General features: G+C 42.0%; 15 protein-coding genes and 1 pseudogene. 7 read left to right on the forward strand and 9 right to left on the reverse strand.

Annotation, left to right across the window (positions count from 1 at the left end):
- Positions 1 to 159: 159 nt before the first annotated feature.
- From recJ to V7K67_RS10815, 4 genes are all read right to left on the reverse strand, one after another.
- Positions 160 to 1,953: a single-stranded-DNA-specific exonuclease RecJ gene (recJ, locus tag V7K67_RS10800; protein ID WP_335166462.1), complete on the reverse strand. Its 1,794-nt coding sequence runs from the start codon at positions 1,951 to 1,953 to the stop codon at positions 160 to 162.
- A gap of 31 nt (positions 1,954 to 1,984) precedes the next feature.
- Entirely contained in the window at positions 1,985 to 2,200 is a 216-nt protein-coding gene (locus V7K67_RS10805) for a hypothetical protein (protein WP_335166464.1), read from the reverse strand.
- A gap of 11 nt (positions 2,201 to 2,211) precedes the next feature.
- Positions 2,212 to 2,970 carry a hypothetical protein gene (locus V7K67_RS10810; RefSeq protein ID WP_335166466.1) on the reverse strand — a complete coding sequence of 253 codons (759 nt, stop codon included), beginning with the start codon at positions 2,968 to 2,970 and terminating at the stop codon, positions 2,212 to 2,214.
- A 91-nt stretch (positions 2,971 to 3,061) separates the two neighbouring features.
- Entirely contained in the window at positions 3,062 to 4,228 is a 1,167-nt protein-coding gene (locus tag V7K67_RS10815) for a tyrosine-type recombinase/integrase (protein ID WP_335166468.1), read from the reverse strand.
- 406 nt (positions 4,229 to 4,634) lie between these two features.
- Between V7K67_RS10815 and V7K67_RS10820 the strand changes: the two genes are divergently transcribed.
- From V7K67_RS10820 to V7K67_RS10830, 3 genes are all read left to right on the forward strand, one after another.
- The gene (locus V7K67_RS10820) at positions 4,635 to 4,901 is read left to right on the forward strand and encodes a hypothetical protein (RefSeq protein ID WP_334732676.1); all 267 of its coding nucleotides are present in this window, start codon (positions 4,635 to 4,637) and stop codon (positions 4,899 to 4,901) included.
- Between the two features lie 273 nt (positions 4,902 to 5,174).
- On the forward strand, positions 5,175 to 6,698 hold the full coding sequence (locus V7K67_RS10825; protein ID WP_335166509.1) for a slipin family protein: 1,524 nt from the start codon (positions 5,175 to 5,177) through the stop codon (positions 6,696 to 6,698).
- 112 nt (positions 6,699 to 6,810) lie between these two features.
- Positions 6,811 to 7,380 carry a Uma2 family endonuclease gene (locus tag V7K67_RS10830; RefSeq protein ID WP_335166511.1) on the forward strand — a complete coding sequence of 190 codons (570 nt, stop codon included), beginning with the start codon at positions 6,811 to 6,813 and terminating at the stop codon, positions 7,378 to 7,380.
- A gap of 72 nt (positions 7,381 to 7,452) precedes the next feature.
- Here the strand turns inward: V7K67_RS10830 and V7K67_RS10835 are convergent, their stop codons facing one another.
- A complete protein-coding gene (locus V7K67_RS10835) occupies positions 7,453 to 7,788 on the reverse strand; it encodes a XisI protein (RefSeq protein ID WP_335166470.1) in 336 nt (111 codons plus the stop codon).
- Positions 7,776 to 8,087: an element excision factor XisH family protein gene (locus V7K67_RS10840; RefSeq protein ID WP_334729513.1), complete on the reverse strand. Its 312-nt coding sequence runs from the start codon at positions 8,085 to 8,087 to the stop codon at positions 7,776 to 7,778. Before V7K67_RS10840 ends, V7K67_RS10835 begins: the two co-directional genes overlap by 13 nt.
- A 40-nt stretch (positions 8,088 to 8,127) precedes the next feature.
- On the opposite strand from V7K67_RS10840, the gene V7K67_RS10845 reads away from it, so the two are divergent.
- Positions 8,128 to 8,370 carry a GNAT family N-acetyltransferase gene (locus tag V7K67_RS10845; protein ID WP_334729512.1) on the forward strand — a complete coding sequence of 81 codons (243 nt, stop codon included), beginning with the start codon at positions 8,128 to 8,130 and terminating at the stop codon, positions 8,368 to 8,370.
- A gap of 519 nt (positions 8,371 to 8,889) precedes the next feature.
- Here V7K67_RS10845 and V7K67_RS10850 read toward each other — a convergent pair.
- Genes V7K67_RS10850 through V7K67_RS10860 form a run of 3 tightly spaced genes read right to left on the reverse strand, consistent with a single transcriptional unit; the run spans position 8,890 to position 10,756 of the window.
- Positions 8,890 to 9,153, reverse strand: coding sequence for a hypothetical protein (locus V7K67_RS10850; protein WP_334708135.1), 264 nt, complete (start codon positions 9,151 to 9,153; stop codon positions 8,890 to 8,892).
- Between the two features lie 6 nt (positions 9,154 to 9,159).
- Positions 9,160 to 9,411, reverse strand: coding sequence for a hypothetical protein (locus V7K67_RS10855; protein ID WP_334729511.1), 252 nt, complete (start codon positions 9,409 to 9,411; stop codon positions 9,160 to 9,162).
- A 43-nt stretch (positions 9,412 to 9,454) separates the two neighbouring features.
- Complete coding sequence (locus V7K67_RS10860) at positions 9,455 to 10,756, reverse strand: site-specific integrase (RefSeq protein ID WP_335166473.1); 1,302 nt, start codon at positions 10,754 to 10,756, stop codon at positions 9,455 to 9,457.
- A gap of 386 nt (positions 10,757 to 11,142) precedes the next feature.
- Between V7K67_RS10860 and V7K67_RS34350 the strand changes: the two are divergent.
- The 3 genes and pseudogenes from V7K67_RS34350 to V7K67_RS10870 all read left to right on the forward strand — a co-directional run.
- Positions 11,143 to 11,310: pseudogene (locus V7K67_RS34350) on the forward strand (nitrogenase molybdenum-iron protein alpha chain); the annotation flags it as partial.
- Between the two features lie 205 nt (positions 11,311 to 11,515).
- A complete protein-coding gene (gene nifK, locus V7K67_RS10865; RefSeq protein ID WP_334729510.1) occupies positions 11,516 to 13,051 on the forward strand; it encodes a nitrogenase molybdenum-iron protein subunit beta in 1,536 nt (511 codons plus the stop codon).
- A gap of 159 nt (positions 13,052 to 13,210) precedes the next feature.
- Positions 13,211 to 13,558 carry a Mo-dependent nitrogenase C-terminal domain-containing protein gene (locus tag V7K67_RS10870; RefSeq protein WP_292755192.1) on the forward strand — a complete coding sequence of 116 codons (348 nt, stop codon included), beginning with the start codon at positions 13,211 to 13,213 and terminating at the stop codon, positions 13,556 to 13,558.
- Positions 13,559 to 13,612: the final 54 nt, after the last annotated feature.

The raw sequence follows: 13,612 nt of genomic DNA on the forward strand, positions 1-13,612 counted from the left end.
GGTATTCTTGCAAGGCTGGATGAATAGATCGAGAGCGTTAAGGAAGTACCTTGGCGTGGTTTAATGGTAGTAGTGATGATTTGTATGTATGTAAATAAAGGGTGCTATCCAATGGCGTGGAGAGTACCCTTTTTATTTAACGTCGTTTTATGATGACGTTTAACACGTCGTTATTAACGACGTTGCTTTACGACGTTTATCAAGTAAGTCTCCCACGGTAATTTCCCTAAAATCAATTACCTCTAATTGAATCGAAGTTTCACCTCGGAATGTGTTCTCTTTTATCTTGAACACAATATCGCACCAAGACGGCAAGGGGAATCTCTCGCCTAACGACCATGAGATAGCCTTGAAGCCAGTAGCATTATCGCTATTGCTATTCCATACACTAAATTTCAATCCCTTGCCAAGTATTTTCTGTTCCCAGATATGCACATTATTCGCCCTAAAGATAGGCTCACTATTGCCAACACCAAAAGGTTGTAGTTGCTTAAGCTGTGACACGAAATTGCTATCAATATCAGTAAGTAAGATAGTAGCGTCTATCGTGATATGAGTACCTATCTGTGTAGGTTTAAGGGTACGCCGCGCGAAACCTACACAAGACTCCGTGAAATACCTCCAATTCTTAAGCAGCATACTAAAACCACCCGCCATAGGATGCCCACCATATTTAGCGAGTACATCATCACACCAGTGCAAGCAATCGTATACATTAAAGCCCGGAATACCTCTAGCGCTACCACGAATAGTTTCACCCTCTTCTGTTCTTGTTGCGATAAAAATAGGCACTCCGTAGCGCTCTACTAATCGTGATGCTACGATGCCGATAACGCCGTGATGCCATTCATCACCTGCAATGCAAATCACGCGATCGCGGTTGATATCTGTCTTTTTAAATACCTCTACAACCTCTATCGCCTCACGTTCTATCCGCTCACAAAGTACTTTACGTTTTTCATTGCAATCCTCTAGTTCTACGGCTAAGGAATACGCTACTTCACTACTCTCAGTTGTTAGCAATTCAATCACGGTCTGTGGATTACCAATTCGACCGATGGCATTGATGCGAGGCGCTATTTTAAAGCCTATCGTGTCCGGTGTCATGCCATCTAAGGGGTATCCAGTTCGCTGTTTGTGATACTCATTCATGCAACACAGTATTGCTTGTACACCTACTACGTCTGATTTCGCGAGGTACTGCAAACCACGTTTCACCCAACGACGATTGACACCCGTGAGTGACGCCATGTCGGCAATTGTTCCGATGGTAAATAGTTCCATCAGTGGCTTGACGATACCTTGCGACTTACTAAGCCTTGCGCATACCGATATCGCTAAGATGTATGCTACACCGACGCCTGCGAGCGATCTGTAGGGTGAGTATTCATCGAGTAGCTTGGGGTTAAGGATAGCGTGTACAAGCGGTAATTCATCTGGTATATCGTGGTGATCTGTGATGATTACCCTCATGCCGAGAGTTACCGCCCAATCACATGCGTCCTTTGCGGATATGCCGTTATCTACGGTGATAATCGTGTCAGTGCCATCTTTACTGCACTCATCTACAATACGTTCGTTTACGCCATAGCCATCTGTCATTCGGCTTGGTATAACGTAATCTACGATCGCACCACAATGCCGCAACGCCCTGATAAGTACCGCAGTAGATGTCATTCCATCGGCATCATAATCACCGCAGATGGTAATTTTTTTGTTGTTGTCGATGCAATCTTGAATGATGTCTACCGCTATCGATAAGTCAGTGAATTCTGTGTATGGATCGACAACAGGCATTGACTCTGGGTATAGATAAGCTTGTACCTCTTCTCGCAGACGCATACCACGATTAAGCAGAATTGGGGCTATACACGAAGACGTGTCGTCATTGATAGTCAGGCATTTGATATTAGACTTTTTGTGCTTGGGTTCATGCCATTTTCGCTGTGCCATTATCATAATCCTCTGTTTGTAGTGTGTAGTATTAGCCGTACAAGTCGTCTATTTGCCCTTGATCGTCAAGTGGTTCAAAAGTAAGTAGGAAGGGATTGTTTTTACTCACCGCTAACTTTCCGCCGATATATTCTGGGTAGTGTAAATACACCTCTGTCTCTGTCGTGAATAATATCTGTCTGATTTGCCCCCAATAATGAATCCACTTACCAGGAATGAAGTCACTGTCTTTGCATTGTCGTGCCATAAAACACGTTCCTACCCGAAACACCTACAGCTATGACACTCAAGTTCTTTTACTTCGCTCCTTGAAGCGAATTCTTTCATCGTTAGTCTGTATTTTGTTTTGTCCCTCTGTTCCCTTAATATCGTTACATCACCAAGTCTGTGCCTTATTTGTTCCTCCTTATTGGCATGATAGTCATACCGTTCGGGCATCGTCTGTAGTAATTTCTTAAAGTGATACTTACCAGCTTTGATGCAAAAACCACCGCAGTTATTGTGGGTAAAGCCCATATCATAAAGCCTGGGAATCTTCACTCCCGTTTGTTCATACCATGTCGTCTTAATGGCAGAGGCATCTATGAAAAATGAGTCAGGCTCACACATTACGGAACGAACCTTATAGGGATTCCAGTTAGTCTTGATAGCAGACAGCCGCTCTTCTTCTGACCAGTGAATACCAAAGAAGAGCGTCGTTTCTTCTGGTGAGTATCTTGCGTTTATCCACTTCCTAGCAGGCTCCCTCTTCAGTACCTTACTGCATGGATCTATCCTAGAGTTGCCCAAGAACCTCTCCTTATTGAACACGTCCCATACGTTCATACCTGACGTAATGTGAGTCACTCCGTCAGGTGCGATCGCGTCTATAGATTCGTCAAGGAAGCGATATAAATCCTCGTCCTCTGTCAGTGTGTCTGTAAATAGCAGATGCAGCTTACCTGGTAAGTTGTTTCTTATCCACAGCGCAGTCAGAGCGGATGAAACGCCGCCAGAAAAGAATACTATATTGTACATGGTTGATACCCTCGTAGAATAAACGTCGTTAATCTACGTCGTTAAATACGTCGTTTTATACGTCGCATAATAACGTCGTTATTTTTGCAAGCTATATCTCTGGCATACTCTTGGAAGTATCACCAGTGACATTAAGGTAGTGTTGATAGATTACTTTTGGTGAATTACCGAGTATCTTTGCCACTTCCACAGGATTGCCACCTTGTAACAATGCTTCGGTAGCAAAAGTATGTCTGTTGCTATAAGGTTTGCGGTATGGTACACATGCTAGCTTAAGCGCTAGTTTCCAATGAGAAGCGTACAGTTTTGAGGTAAGTATTTCGCCCGTTCGTGGATGCGGGAAACATAGCGACTGATTGTACATATCCCTACCTTGTACTGCTGCTTCTAACGCAATACGAATATTCTCATTAAGCGGAATACGTCTCACCTTGCCAGTCTTTGTTTTGCCGATATGGGTATCGACCGCACTTTTAGAAATCGTCAGATATCCGTCCAATTGGTTGATATCACCATAAGTTAACGCAAATGCTTCACTAGGGCGACACCCGGTAGACATTAGAAATCGCGTGATAGGTTCCCACGGTTTCAAGGTATTGTTAAATGACATCGTGTTGAGTATCTGCTCTCTCTCGTTAGCACTGAAAGGTTCCGGCTTTTCTATCTCATCAGGTTTCAATCTTTTCAGTGCCTTACGCCAGGGATTTACGGGAATATCTGCATCTGCTTGCATCCAATCCCAGAACAACATAATGGGTACGATTTTACAGCGTATTGATGAGGTCTTGAGAGTACGTTGCAAGACCGACAACTCGTAAGCACAACCATTGGTAGTAGCATCTTCTATGACTCGGAATTGCTTTAGCGTCTCCAATGTCCACACTCTATGTTGTTCAAATCGCGCTTTAAAAGTATAAGGACGTACCTCTGATTGCTTTGTGAGCATAAACCTTTGAAACTGTTCTATAAGTGTTAGCTCTGGTTTTTGATATCGTTCTGGTTTGTAGCGCTCTAGCGTGTCATCAAACGTTCCACGATACAAGTCACTTTCCATCTGTTTAGCGATCGCAACGACGGCATTTTCGCTTGACTTGTCTACCGATTTAATACCCGTACCAAAACACTTACGCTGTCCGTGGTGTGTGAAACGTATGCGGTAACTTTTGCCACATATCTCGACATTGACTTGACCTTTGTAAACTGTGTGTACCATCGTGTAACTATTGCCACCTATAGAGTGTGCTATCCCGTGTGTCATTTGTAACACAGAGAAGTAACAGTGTCGAGTTATACCCTTCCAAGGTAGCCAATATGGTACGGATCTTAACAGATTCGAGACCCCTCATTTTCTCAACTCTGCGGTGCAAGTGTTCTGCTGTCGGTCATTACTCATAAGGGTAATGCTCGGTAGGCACAGTTAAGGAGCAAGCGCAACTGCATTTTTCCCTAACTTGAGTATGTCCCTTCGTTTCCTACATCTAGTTTTCCTTCGGGATTCTAGATTGGCAAGCGAACGGTATATTTGAGGGCGGTTATCTTTTTCTAGATTGCCATTGAGCAGTTTGGGAAAATTAACAGCAATCTTAATCCAGCTTTGGAGAAGCTTTTGCCCACATCTAAACTGTAAACACTTGTATCAGCAGAGTAAAAAAATATTTTGTATTATGTACAGCAAAAATCTCAGCACTACCCCATTAGCGACTGAAAGTAATCTAGAAAAGTTGCGAACTGATAATTTAGCACTTTTGCGATCGCATGGTTTAGCTGAATATAATACTGCCGACGAAATAGCCTTTGCAATGGGAATCAGCTTAGAAAAACTGCGCTTCTTGACCTCTAGCCGTTCTACATCCCCAACTATACAGTTGAGGAAAAGTAACAGCAATCTTAATCCAGCTTTGGAGAAGCTTTTGCCCGCACCGGAACTGTAAAAACCTGCACTGGCAGAGTAAATAAATCTTTTGTAGTATATAGTAGTACAAACGTTTAAAAAATCCTTTCGCTTTTGTCTACAAGGTTGCAAACTCCGAGAACTTCAGTGATCAAGCTGTGAGACAGCGATTTGAATCGCAGGTGGTATTTGAGTTCAAGCAAGGTTATAAATGTTTTTATCAAATCTTTTTAGCTGGTTGCGATGCCTGTGCCCAAACCAAGCATTGCATAGCTTACCTAAAATATCAAGTAAATTCTTTATGCAAATCACTATGTGGCAAACATTTTATATCAAACTTAACGAAATCGGCATCTTATATCACCGCAGCGACTTTAAGAAAATTTTGCAGCCAGGTACACATACATATTTTGGTCGGCATTGGCAAGTTAAAATTTATGACCTCAATCAGCCACAAGCTCAGATAGAAAACCTAGAATTGTTGTTGCGAAGTCACGAAGCCGAACTGCAAGAACATTTATTGATTATCAGAACTGCATTCAACCAAGCTGCTTTAGTCCGTTGCGGTCAGAATTGGGTAAGTGTTGCACCAAATAAATTACTAGCTTTTTGGCGTGGTTTTATTGAGGTAGAATCTCATCTGTTCAACTTGGAAGAAAGCTGGGAATTACCTAGTTCCTTTGTCCAGCAATTGCGCTCAGTTCCATTGAATGGACTGAAGAAGTTCCAAATCTCAGAGTATGAGATTGGTTTGCTATATCTGCAAAATAATTTTGTGCGACCTCTAGAACCAGGAGAGTATGCTTTTTGGTCGGTAGATAGAGATGTTACAGTCCAACCTCTCAGCCGGATAATCCCTAACCCAGATTTTCCCCTGGAAGATGTACTCATTGAAAAACATCCCGATTTTATTGCTGCTTACTGTCAAACCGTGCAATTACTGACTTCACAAGTAGCAATTGTCCGATATCGAGGTAAAGTGATTTCTATTTTGCCACCCACCAGCCGCAAGCTATTTTGGCAGGGTGTTGAAGTGGAAATTCTCGATCTCAGCACTGATGCTCAGTTACAGCCTGCTTTAGTGGCTGAGTTGGTTGAAGGTTCAACAGAAGTAAAATTGCTCAGTCGCAACTGTTTGCATATTTGCCAAGTTCCCGCCCAGCACGTTGGACTAGTATACATTAATCAAGAGTTTCAAGGACAGCGATCGCCAGGGGTACATGCTTGGTGGTTATTTGGCCGCTCTTTTCAAACCGAAACCATTGACCTGCGACTACAAAATATGGAAGTATCTGGTCAAGACATCCTCTCTAAAGATAAAGTACCTCTGCGGTTGAATTTGACCGCTGGCTTCCGCATCCAAGACCCATTGAGGGCAAAAAACGGGTTATCAGATATTTCCGGCTTCTTGTACAAAGAATTACAGTTTGCTTTGCGTGGTGCAGTCGGCGAACGCAACTTAGATGGTTTATTAGAAGATAAAGGTGCAATTGATAGAAGCATCTCTGAATACATTCGCCAGAAAGCCGCAGACTATGGAATTGAAGTAGATTCTGTAGGTGTCAAAGATATTATTTTACCTGGTGAGATTAAGGCTATCTTGAGCAAGGTAGTCGAGGCAGAAAAAGCCGCTCAAGCAAACGTAGTCAGACGTAGAGAAGAAACGGCTGCTACCCGCAGTATGCTAAACACTGCCAGAGTGATGGAGGATAACCCCGTGGCATTGCGTTTGAAGGAACTCGAAGTATTAGAGCGGATAGCAGAGAAGATTGATCGGATTCAAGTTAACGGCAGCTTGGATAATATTTTAACAGACTTGATTCGGATGAATCCGTAGCGATGGCATTAATGAAGTTAGCATGATTTATCAATCACAAATCCTAACTCAGAAACAAATATGTGACAAAATAATATTGTTGTCTTATAGCCAATGCGATCGCTTACGACCTATGATTTCTACTATCTCGCGCCGCTACAGCTTGGATGAATATCGCGCGATCGAAGAAAAAGCCGAAGGACGCAGCGAATATCGTGATGGAGAAATTGTACCTATGGCCGGAGGGACACTCAAACACAGCCGCATCGGTGGCAATATTTTTGCCTTTTTCAAGTTTTTGCTGCGCGATACTCAATTCGAGCCAATTAACAGCGATTTGCGGTTGTGGATTCCTGAATATCGACGTGGGGTATATCCAGACGTGATGATTTTTGACGGTGAACCGCAATTAAATGCTGAACGTTTAGATGAAGTCTTGAATCCCACGCTGATTGTTGAAGTTCTATCTCCTTCCACCGCAGATTACGACCGACTCAGTAAATTTCGGATGTATCGCTCAATTGCGAGTTTTAGCGAATATTTATTAGTCGAACAGGATGAACCTTTTGTAGAACGCTATAGCAAACAGGCTCAAGGTTGGTTGCTCAGTGAATTTAGCGGCTTAGAGCTATCTATTTCTTTAGATTCAGTTAGGATTGAATTGCCAATGGCAGAAATTTATCGCGGCGTTGTTTTTGAGTAAAGTAGCTCTGGCTTTTTGCAACAACGCACGCTATTAAACAGAGATTCTCCTGTCATTACTTATTAGACAAATTCACGCTACACCATATTGCGTATATTGACGCAGGTAAGATGGCTGTAATCCTAAAATAATATCCTCTCTAGGTACTCCCATCTCAGCCAAATCTTCAGCAATTTGGATATCCGTCATATTATGCTGAATCCATATCTTTTCATCTTTGATATCGAGATGTATCACACAATTATAAATTCGGTCATATCCATCCCAACCAATCTCTAGAATCTGGTAATGATCTCGCACCGTATCGAATATCAGTTGGATTTCAACATCTTCCTCTGAAGGTTTATAACTGCCATACTTCGTTAGTAAATTCTGAATATATTCACGATATTGGTCTAGCTTTGCCATTGCACAATCACCTCAACTTTTGGATCGTAAACTATCAACTTAACTTGATACTCTTGTACTGAAGTTTGGGCAAAGTCCCGGCTAAACAGTGAGCGATAGGTTGAGACTGGAACTGCGAGAAACAGAACTCGTTCAGGCTCCCTGAGTCGCAGAGCTAATCTATAATTGAGAAATTGCCCCAAAGCTGCATGGTACTCAAACAGTTCTGAATCACCCAAAAAACTTTTAATCTCAACAGCAATTTTTTCAGTTCCTCGCTCGGCTGCTAATATTTTTTCTGCACCTAAATCGACTGACATTTTATCTTTGGCAAACTTCACAACTAGCGGATCATGAGTGATGACCTGTCGAAGTACTTACTCTATCCTAAATGAGTTATATGTTCATCCCGCGTATCGTTATCAAGGTGTCGGTTCTCAATGTATTCAGTATCTTTCCGAAGTGGTGACTAAACCAATCTACGTTCTTCCTGGTATGGGGACACGAGGATTTTACGCCCAGCTAGGTTTTTTACCTGTACCTCACGACAACGTGCCTCAAGAGATGTCTAATTTAAGTAATGCCTTGTTGATTCTACACTAGCTTTAATGCTAATACTTCCACCGCGCGATCGCCTGGTAATTGCTATTATAATTTCTACACTAGCGATCGCTGGTATAAATACTTTATTATTGAGAACCAGATCAAATATTTTAGACGTAGGTTGGGTGGAGCGGAGCGCAACCCAACATATATCAGGATGTTGGCTTTGGCAAAGCCTCCACCCAACCTACAATTTTTTTACAACATTTTAGCCTTGCCACACTACTACATATACTTATACTTAGATTTTTTCAGGAATCAAATAGGATTCCTATATATACACTATAATCCAGTGCGGCATCAGCTTTGTGAATTCCCGCAGCAATGGACTTTTTCGAGTATTCATCGTTTTATTGGGCAAAAGATTTACCCGTTAGATTGGGGTAGTGATGGTCAGGTTCAGCTTTCGTCGGATATTTGGGATGTTTGATATATGACGGTGCGTTGCGCTTTGCGACAACGCACCCTACATTGGAAATGCGATCGCACTGTGCTACTGTCTAGAAAATAAACTGCCATCTAACGGCGTTCCTCAATGATACTTTCAGAAACAGGCTTTCCCTCAGCATGAATTAGTCGTCGCTCAGTTATTGGCTCGTAAGTAGGATGCTTGATCTGTTTTACTAACCCAGAATCGATCAGGGATTGATGAAATGCTGCTTGCTTAACAGTTTCTTCATTATCAGAAAGATACTTTTGAATTGTCTGATTAAGCTGCTGAAGCTCTTTTAGTTCAAGTGTCTCAAGCTGCTTAAGTATTTGGTTCAAAGTTTCTATTGTCATACTTTTTTAATGTTCCTCAAAGGGAAGCTGTTCTGGACGTTCAAGCGGATCGCCTTCCCAACTACCTATTACTTCTTCAACAAATTTACGAGAGTATCCTAGTTCTTCCGGCGTTTTGTTTGGAGACTGTGAGGATTTTTGTATGACAGGTTGAAAGACAATCACTACATCTAATTCTTGGTTAGCAATTTCAGGCGGAAGCTGGATTTGCAGAATTCCATCATCACCAATATATGTTCTAATCTTAATGCTTTCCATAACTGACCTCCTAGCTTATTATATTATCAGTATTTGGGCGAGTTTAACTTTGTTTATAAATCATTTCCATCCTTAACTTTTCAATCTCCAACTTCAAATTTTCATTTTCTATCCTCAACTTAGCATTCTCCTCTCTAATCAACTCAACTTCATTCCTCTTACTCAAAGCTTGATTAATCGCCAACTTCCGCATATCTAACGAGAACCAACGCTGATAAGTTTGGGTATGAACCTGCACACTATGCCCCAAATTATCCGCCGCCGCTTTAATTGGGATTCCCAAAATATGCGCCCGAATTGCCCAAGCGTGGCGTAAATCATAAGGTTTAAAATCCAATCCTATTTTACGGAACCACCAACTAACTCGCTGTGTTAACGCCGTTATCTCCGCATGATTAGTGTTATCTTTTTTAGCGATCGCACTTCTCAACATCTCTAAATATTTAGGATTTATCAAATCAAAATCCTCAATCCATTGCCGATGTAATGGCAATGCTTGTCTCTCACCAGTTTTAGAATCTTTATGAACTTTCCATGTCAAATCTATATTTTCTTGACTCAACCACCAATCAATATCGGGATTAATAAAAAGTTCCCGTGGACGTAAACCAAAAACTGCTAACATTCCATACGTCCAACGCCAAAGCTGCCAGCTATCTTGAACGTTTTGATTAACTTGATTACCTCTGTTATTTTGGTAATCTTCAAACTTGACAATTCCCTCAAATATTTCGGCATCGGTCGGTATATTCCGGGAATTATTATCTGGCATTCTGGAATATTTAGATAAATCAATTTCGATGTTGAATGTCATACAAAATGCCGATATAGCTCTAGCTGCATTATACTTAGCCCATTCTTTATCAATTTGCTCAATTGAACTGATCAAACTTCCCGCAGTAGCTAAATCTTGAGGATTAGTAAATCTCTTGGTGCGGGAAAAGTAATAAAAAAAAGTATGCTCACTTTTTGTTGTGCGTTTGTGAGTTTTAAAATATTCTTCTTCAAACTTTTCAAGTAATTCCCCTATAGATTGAAAATCTTTTCTAATTGCCTCATTTCCTAAATATTTATCATTCCATTCAAAAGTTTTACGAGCAATTAACTTCCCTAATTCATAAGCTTCTTCCTCAGCCGTCTTGAGTCCATCCAAGTTAGCGGGAATATTCAAACTGAGATTGTATTGCTTTCTCCCAGTACCGTTGCTATCTTTGTCTCCCGGTTTAATTGGTAACGTCGCTCGTAATTGCAGACTTCCATTCGATTCTCTAATTGTCACCTTTGCCTTTGCAGACTTCAAACGCAGATTAACTTTCTCTAATTCCAGTAGTACGTTTGTTCTCATGTGTTCTTTTTGCTGCCGTGGTTGCAGAGATGAGCAAAAAACGGGCGAATAGAATTCGCAGCCACACAAGCAAAACCCGCTCCAAAGTTTTGATCTAACGAAGCCTGATCTCAGGCTTCTCTCGGCGCGGGCTAACCTACGTACTGCTACGCCTACAAACGCTCAATTTTTCCCTAGTCCGCGTAGGCGGACTTTGTTTGTGTAGCCGCGATTTCTAATCGCCCTGCCTCAGGACAACATTTAGATGATGCGTGAGTCCTGAACCTGATTATGCATCGCTGTGTTTTTAGCCTATATTTAGCCTAAAAATAAATGTGTTCTCAGCAAACAATGTTTAGCAGAGACATTGCTTACTGCAAACATTAGGCTGTTAAAAAGAATTAAACCACAAAAAGGATTACTCCGGCCCTTATCACGGTTATGACGGCTTCGCCATCTTCGCACGCGACATGGACTTGGCACTCAACAGCCCAACCTGGTCATTAATTGGCGCTCCTTGGAATGAAAAAGCTCAGGCTAAGAAGGCTGAAGCTAAGGCTAAGGCTGCCGTCTAGGGAAATGGGAGAGAGCGATAAGTAAGGATAACCTGGGGCTAAAACCCCAGGGGGGAGTTGGGAATCCAAAATTCAAAACTGAAAAATTAAAATTTCTTTTGATTTTTGCATTTTGAATTTTGAATCATATTCCCATCTCCTACCCCCGCCTCAAATCCTTATTTCTCAATCAGTAAAAGAATTCAGTAAGCTTGGAGATCCAGAAATGCCTCAGAATCCAGAAAAAATTCAAGACCACGTTGAGTTATTCCACCAACCAGAGTACCAACAGCTATTTGAAAACAAAAAGCAGTTTGAAAATGGTCACGACCCCGAAGAAGTAACACGGGTTGCAGAGTGGACAAAGGGTTGGGATTATCGTGAAAAGAACTTCGCTCGTGAAGCTTTAACCGTTAACCCTGCTAAGGGTTGTCAACCATTGGGAGCAATTTTTGCTGCTGTTGGTTTTGAAGGTACTCTACCTTTCGTTCAAGGTTCTCAAGGTTGCGTTGCTTATTTCCGCACCCACTTAACCCGTCACTACAAAGAACCATTCTCTGGTGTATCTTCTTCAATGACTGAAGATGCAGCCGTGTTTGGTGGTCTGCAAAACATGATTGACGGCTTGGCGAACTCTTACCAACTCTACAAGCCCAAGATGATCGCTGTCTGCACCACCTGTATGGCAGAAGTAATTGGTGATGACTTACAGTCTTTCATCAACAACTCCAAAGAAGCTGGTTCAGTTCCTCAAGATTTCCCAGTACCTTACGCTCACACCCCTAGTTTTGTCGGTTCCCACATCACTGGTTACGACAACATGATGAAGGGAATTCTTTCTAACTTGACCGCAGGTCATAAGAAAGAAACCAGCAATGGTAAGATCAACTTCATCCCAGGTTTTGACACCTACGTAGGTAACAACCGCGAAATCAAGCGGATTGCTTCTTTGTTCGGTTTTGACTACACAATTCTAGCCGACAACAGCGACTACTTGGATTCACCTAACACTGGTGAGTTCGATATGTATCCAGGTGGTACAAAGCTGGAAGATGCAGCAGATTCAATCAATGCGAAAGCGACGATCGCTCTGCAATCACACTCTACCCTCAAAACCCGCGAGTATATTGAAAAAGAGTGGAAGCAACCAACCTCAGTTTCCCGTCCTTGGGGCATTAAGGGTACTGATGAGTTCTTGATGAAACTCAGCGAATTGAGTGGTATCCCCATTCCTCAAGAATTGGAAATTGAACGCGGTCGTGCAGTTGATGCCATGACTGACTCCCATTCCTGGATTCACGGCAAGCGTTTTGCGATCTACGGCGAACCAGATTTAGTATACAGCGTAGTTGGCTTTATGCTAGAAATGGGTGCTGAACCTGTGCATATCTTGGTTCACAACAGCAACGAAGTATTTGAAGCAGAAATGAAAGAACTGCTTGCTTCTAGCCCATTCGGTAAGAATGCAACTGTTTGGCCTGGTAAAGATTTGTGGCACATGCGTTCTTTGATGTTCACCGAACCCGTAGACTTCCTCATCGGTAACACCTATGGTAAGTACCTGTGGCGCGACACCAAGACTCCCTTAGTGAGAATTGGCTACCCCATCATGGATCGTCACCACTTACACCGCTACTCCACCATTGGTTATCAAGGTGTGATCAACTTGCTTAACTGGGTTGTAAATACTCTGTTTGAAGAAATCGATCGCAACACCAACATTCCTTCTAAGACAGATATTTCCTACGACTTGATTCGTTAGAAATTGCGTAGAAACACAACGTGTTAATTAAAGGGTAAAGAAGGGGAGTAGGGAGTAGGGAGTAGGGAATGGGGAAATATTTAAACCCAATGCCCAATCCCCAATTCCCAATCCCCAACTCCCCTTTTTCTTGATAGCATTTACCCAAGGAATTTATAAATGGAAACCATCAATCACACTCACGAACATACTCACACTCATCCTCATCCTAATTACCATCCACCTAACCAGAAAAAACCAGGGTGGTTCCACAATCTTCTTAATCCGTTGCGCCGTGTAGTAGATGGAATTCAGGTTAAAAATAATCGCTTCGCTCATCTAATTTGCCAAACAATTCCTTGTTGTTGTCCCTTTGAGCGACAAATTAAATTATTTGGGAAGTCTATTGATATCCCACCACTATGTAAACTCAATCCTTTATATGACGAATTTGTCGGATTGCGTTTTCGCGCTCTATCTTACCTTGCTGATGTATGTGGAGAGGATGTCACGAAATACATTTGTTAATTATTGGGCATGAGGCATTGGTTATTAGTCATTGGTCATTAGTCATTAGTTATT

The sequence above is a fragment of the Nostoc sp. genome, assembly GCF_036917155.1.
In the GTDB taxonomy this organism is placed as follows: domain Bacteria; phylum Cyanobacteriota; class Cyanobacteriia; order Cyanobacteriales; family Nostocaceae; genus Nostoc.

Excerpts from the sequence above, each read along its gene's own strand:
- recJ (WP_335166462.1), bottom strand. The coding sequence starts at position 1,953 with ATGGCACAGCGAAAATGGCATGAACCCAAGCACAAAAAGTCTAATATC.
- V7K67_RS10805 (WP_335166464.1), bottom strand. The coding sequence starts at position 2,200 with ATGGCACGACAATGCAAAGACAGTGACTTCATTCCTGGTAAGTGGATT.
- V7K67_RS10810 (WP_335166466.1), bottom strand. The coding sequence starts at position 2,970 with ATGTACAATATAGTATTCTTTTCTGGCGGCGTTTCATCCGCTCTGACT.
- V7K67_RS10815 (WP_335166468.1), bottom strand. The coding sequence starts at position 4,228 with ATGACACACGGGATAGCACACTCTATAGGTGGCAATAGTTACACGATG.
- V7K67_RS10820 (WP_334732676.1), top strand. The coding sequence starts at position 4,635 with ATGTACAGCAAAAATCTCAGCACTACCCCATTAGCGACTGAAAGTAAT.
- V7K67_RS10825 (WP_335166509.1), top strand. The coding sequence starts at position 5,175 with ATGTGGCAAACATTTTATATCAAACTTAACGAAATCGGCATCTTATAT.
- V7K67_RS10830 (WP_335166511.1), top strand. The coding sequence starts at position 6,811 with ATGATTTCTACTATCTCGCGCCGCTACAGCTTGGATGAATATCGCGCG.
- V7K67_RS10835 (WP_335166470.1), bottom strand. The coding sequence starts at position 7,788 with ATGGCAAAGCTAGACCAATATCGTGAATATATTCAGAATTTACTAACG.
- V7K67_RS10840 (WP_334729513.1), bottom strand. The coding sequence starts at position 8,087 with ATGTCAGTCGATTTAGGTGCAGAAAAAATATTAGCAGCCGAGCGAGGA.
- V7K67_RS10845 (WP_334729512.1), top strand. The coding sequence starts at position 8,128 with ATGACCTGTCGAAGTACTTACTCTATCCTAAATGAGTTATATGTTCAT.
- V7K67_RS10850 (WP_334708135.1), bottom strand. The coding sequence starts at position 9,153 with ATGACAATAGAAACTTTGAACCAAATACTTAAGCAGCTTGAGACACTT.
- V7K67_RS10855 (WP_334729511.1), bottom strand. The coding sequence starts at position 9,411 with ATGGAAAGCATTAAGATTAGAACATATATTGGTGATGATGGAATTCTG.
- V7K67_RS10860 (WP_335166473.1), bottom strand. The coding sequence starts at position 10,756 with ATGAGAACAAACGTACTACTGGAATTAGAGAAAGTTAATCTGCGTTTG.
- nifK (WP_334729510.1), top strand. The coding sequence starts at position 11,516 with ATGCCTCAGAATCCAGAAAAAATTCAAGACCACGTTGAGTTATTCCAC.
- V7K67_RS10870 (WP_292755192.1), top strand. The coding sequence starts at position 13,211 with ATGGAAACCATCAATCACACTCACGAACATACTCACACTCATCCTCAT.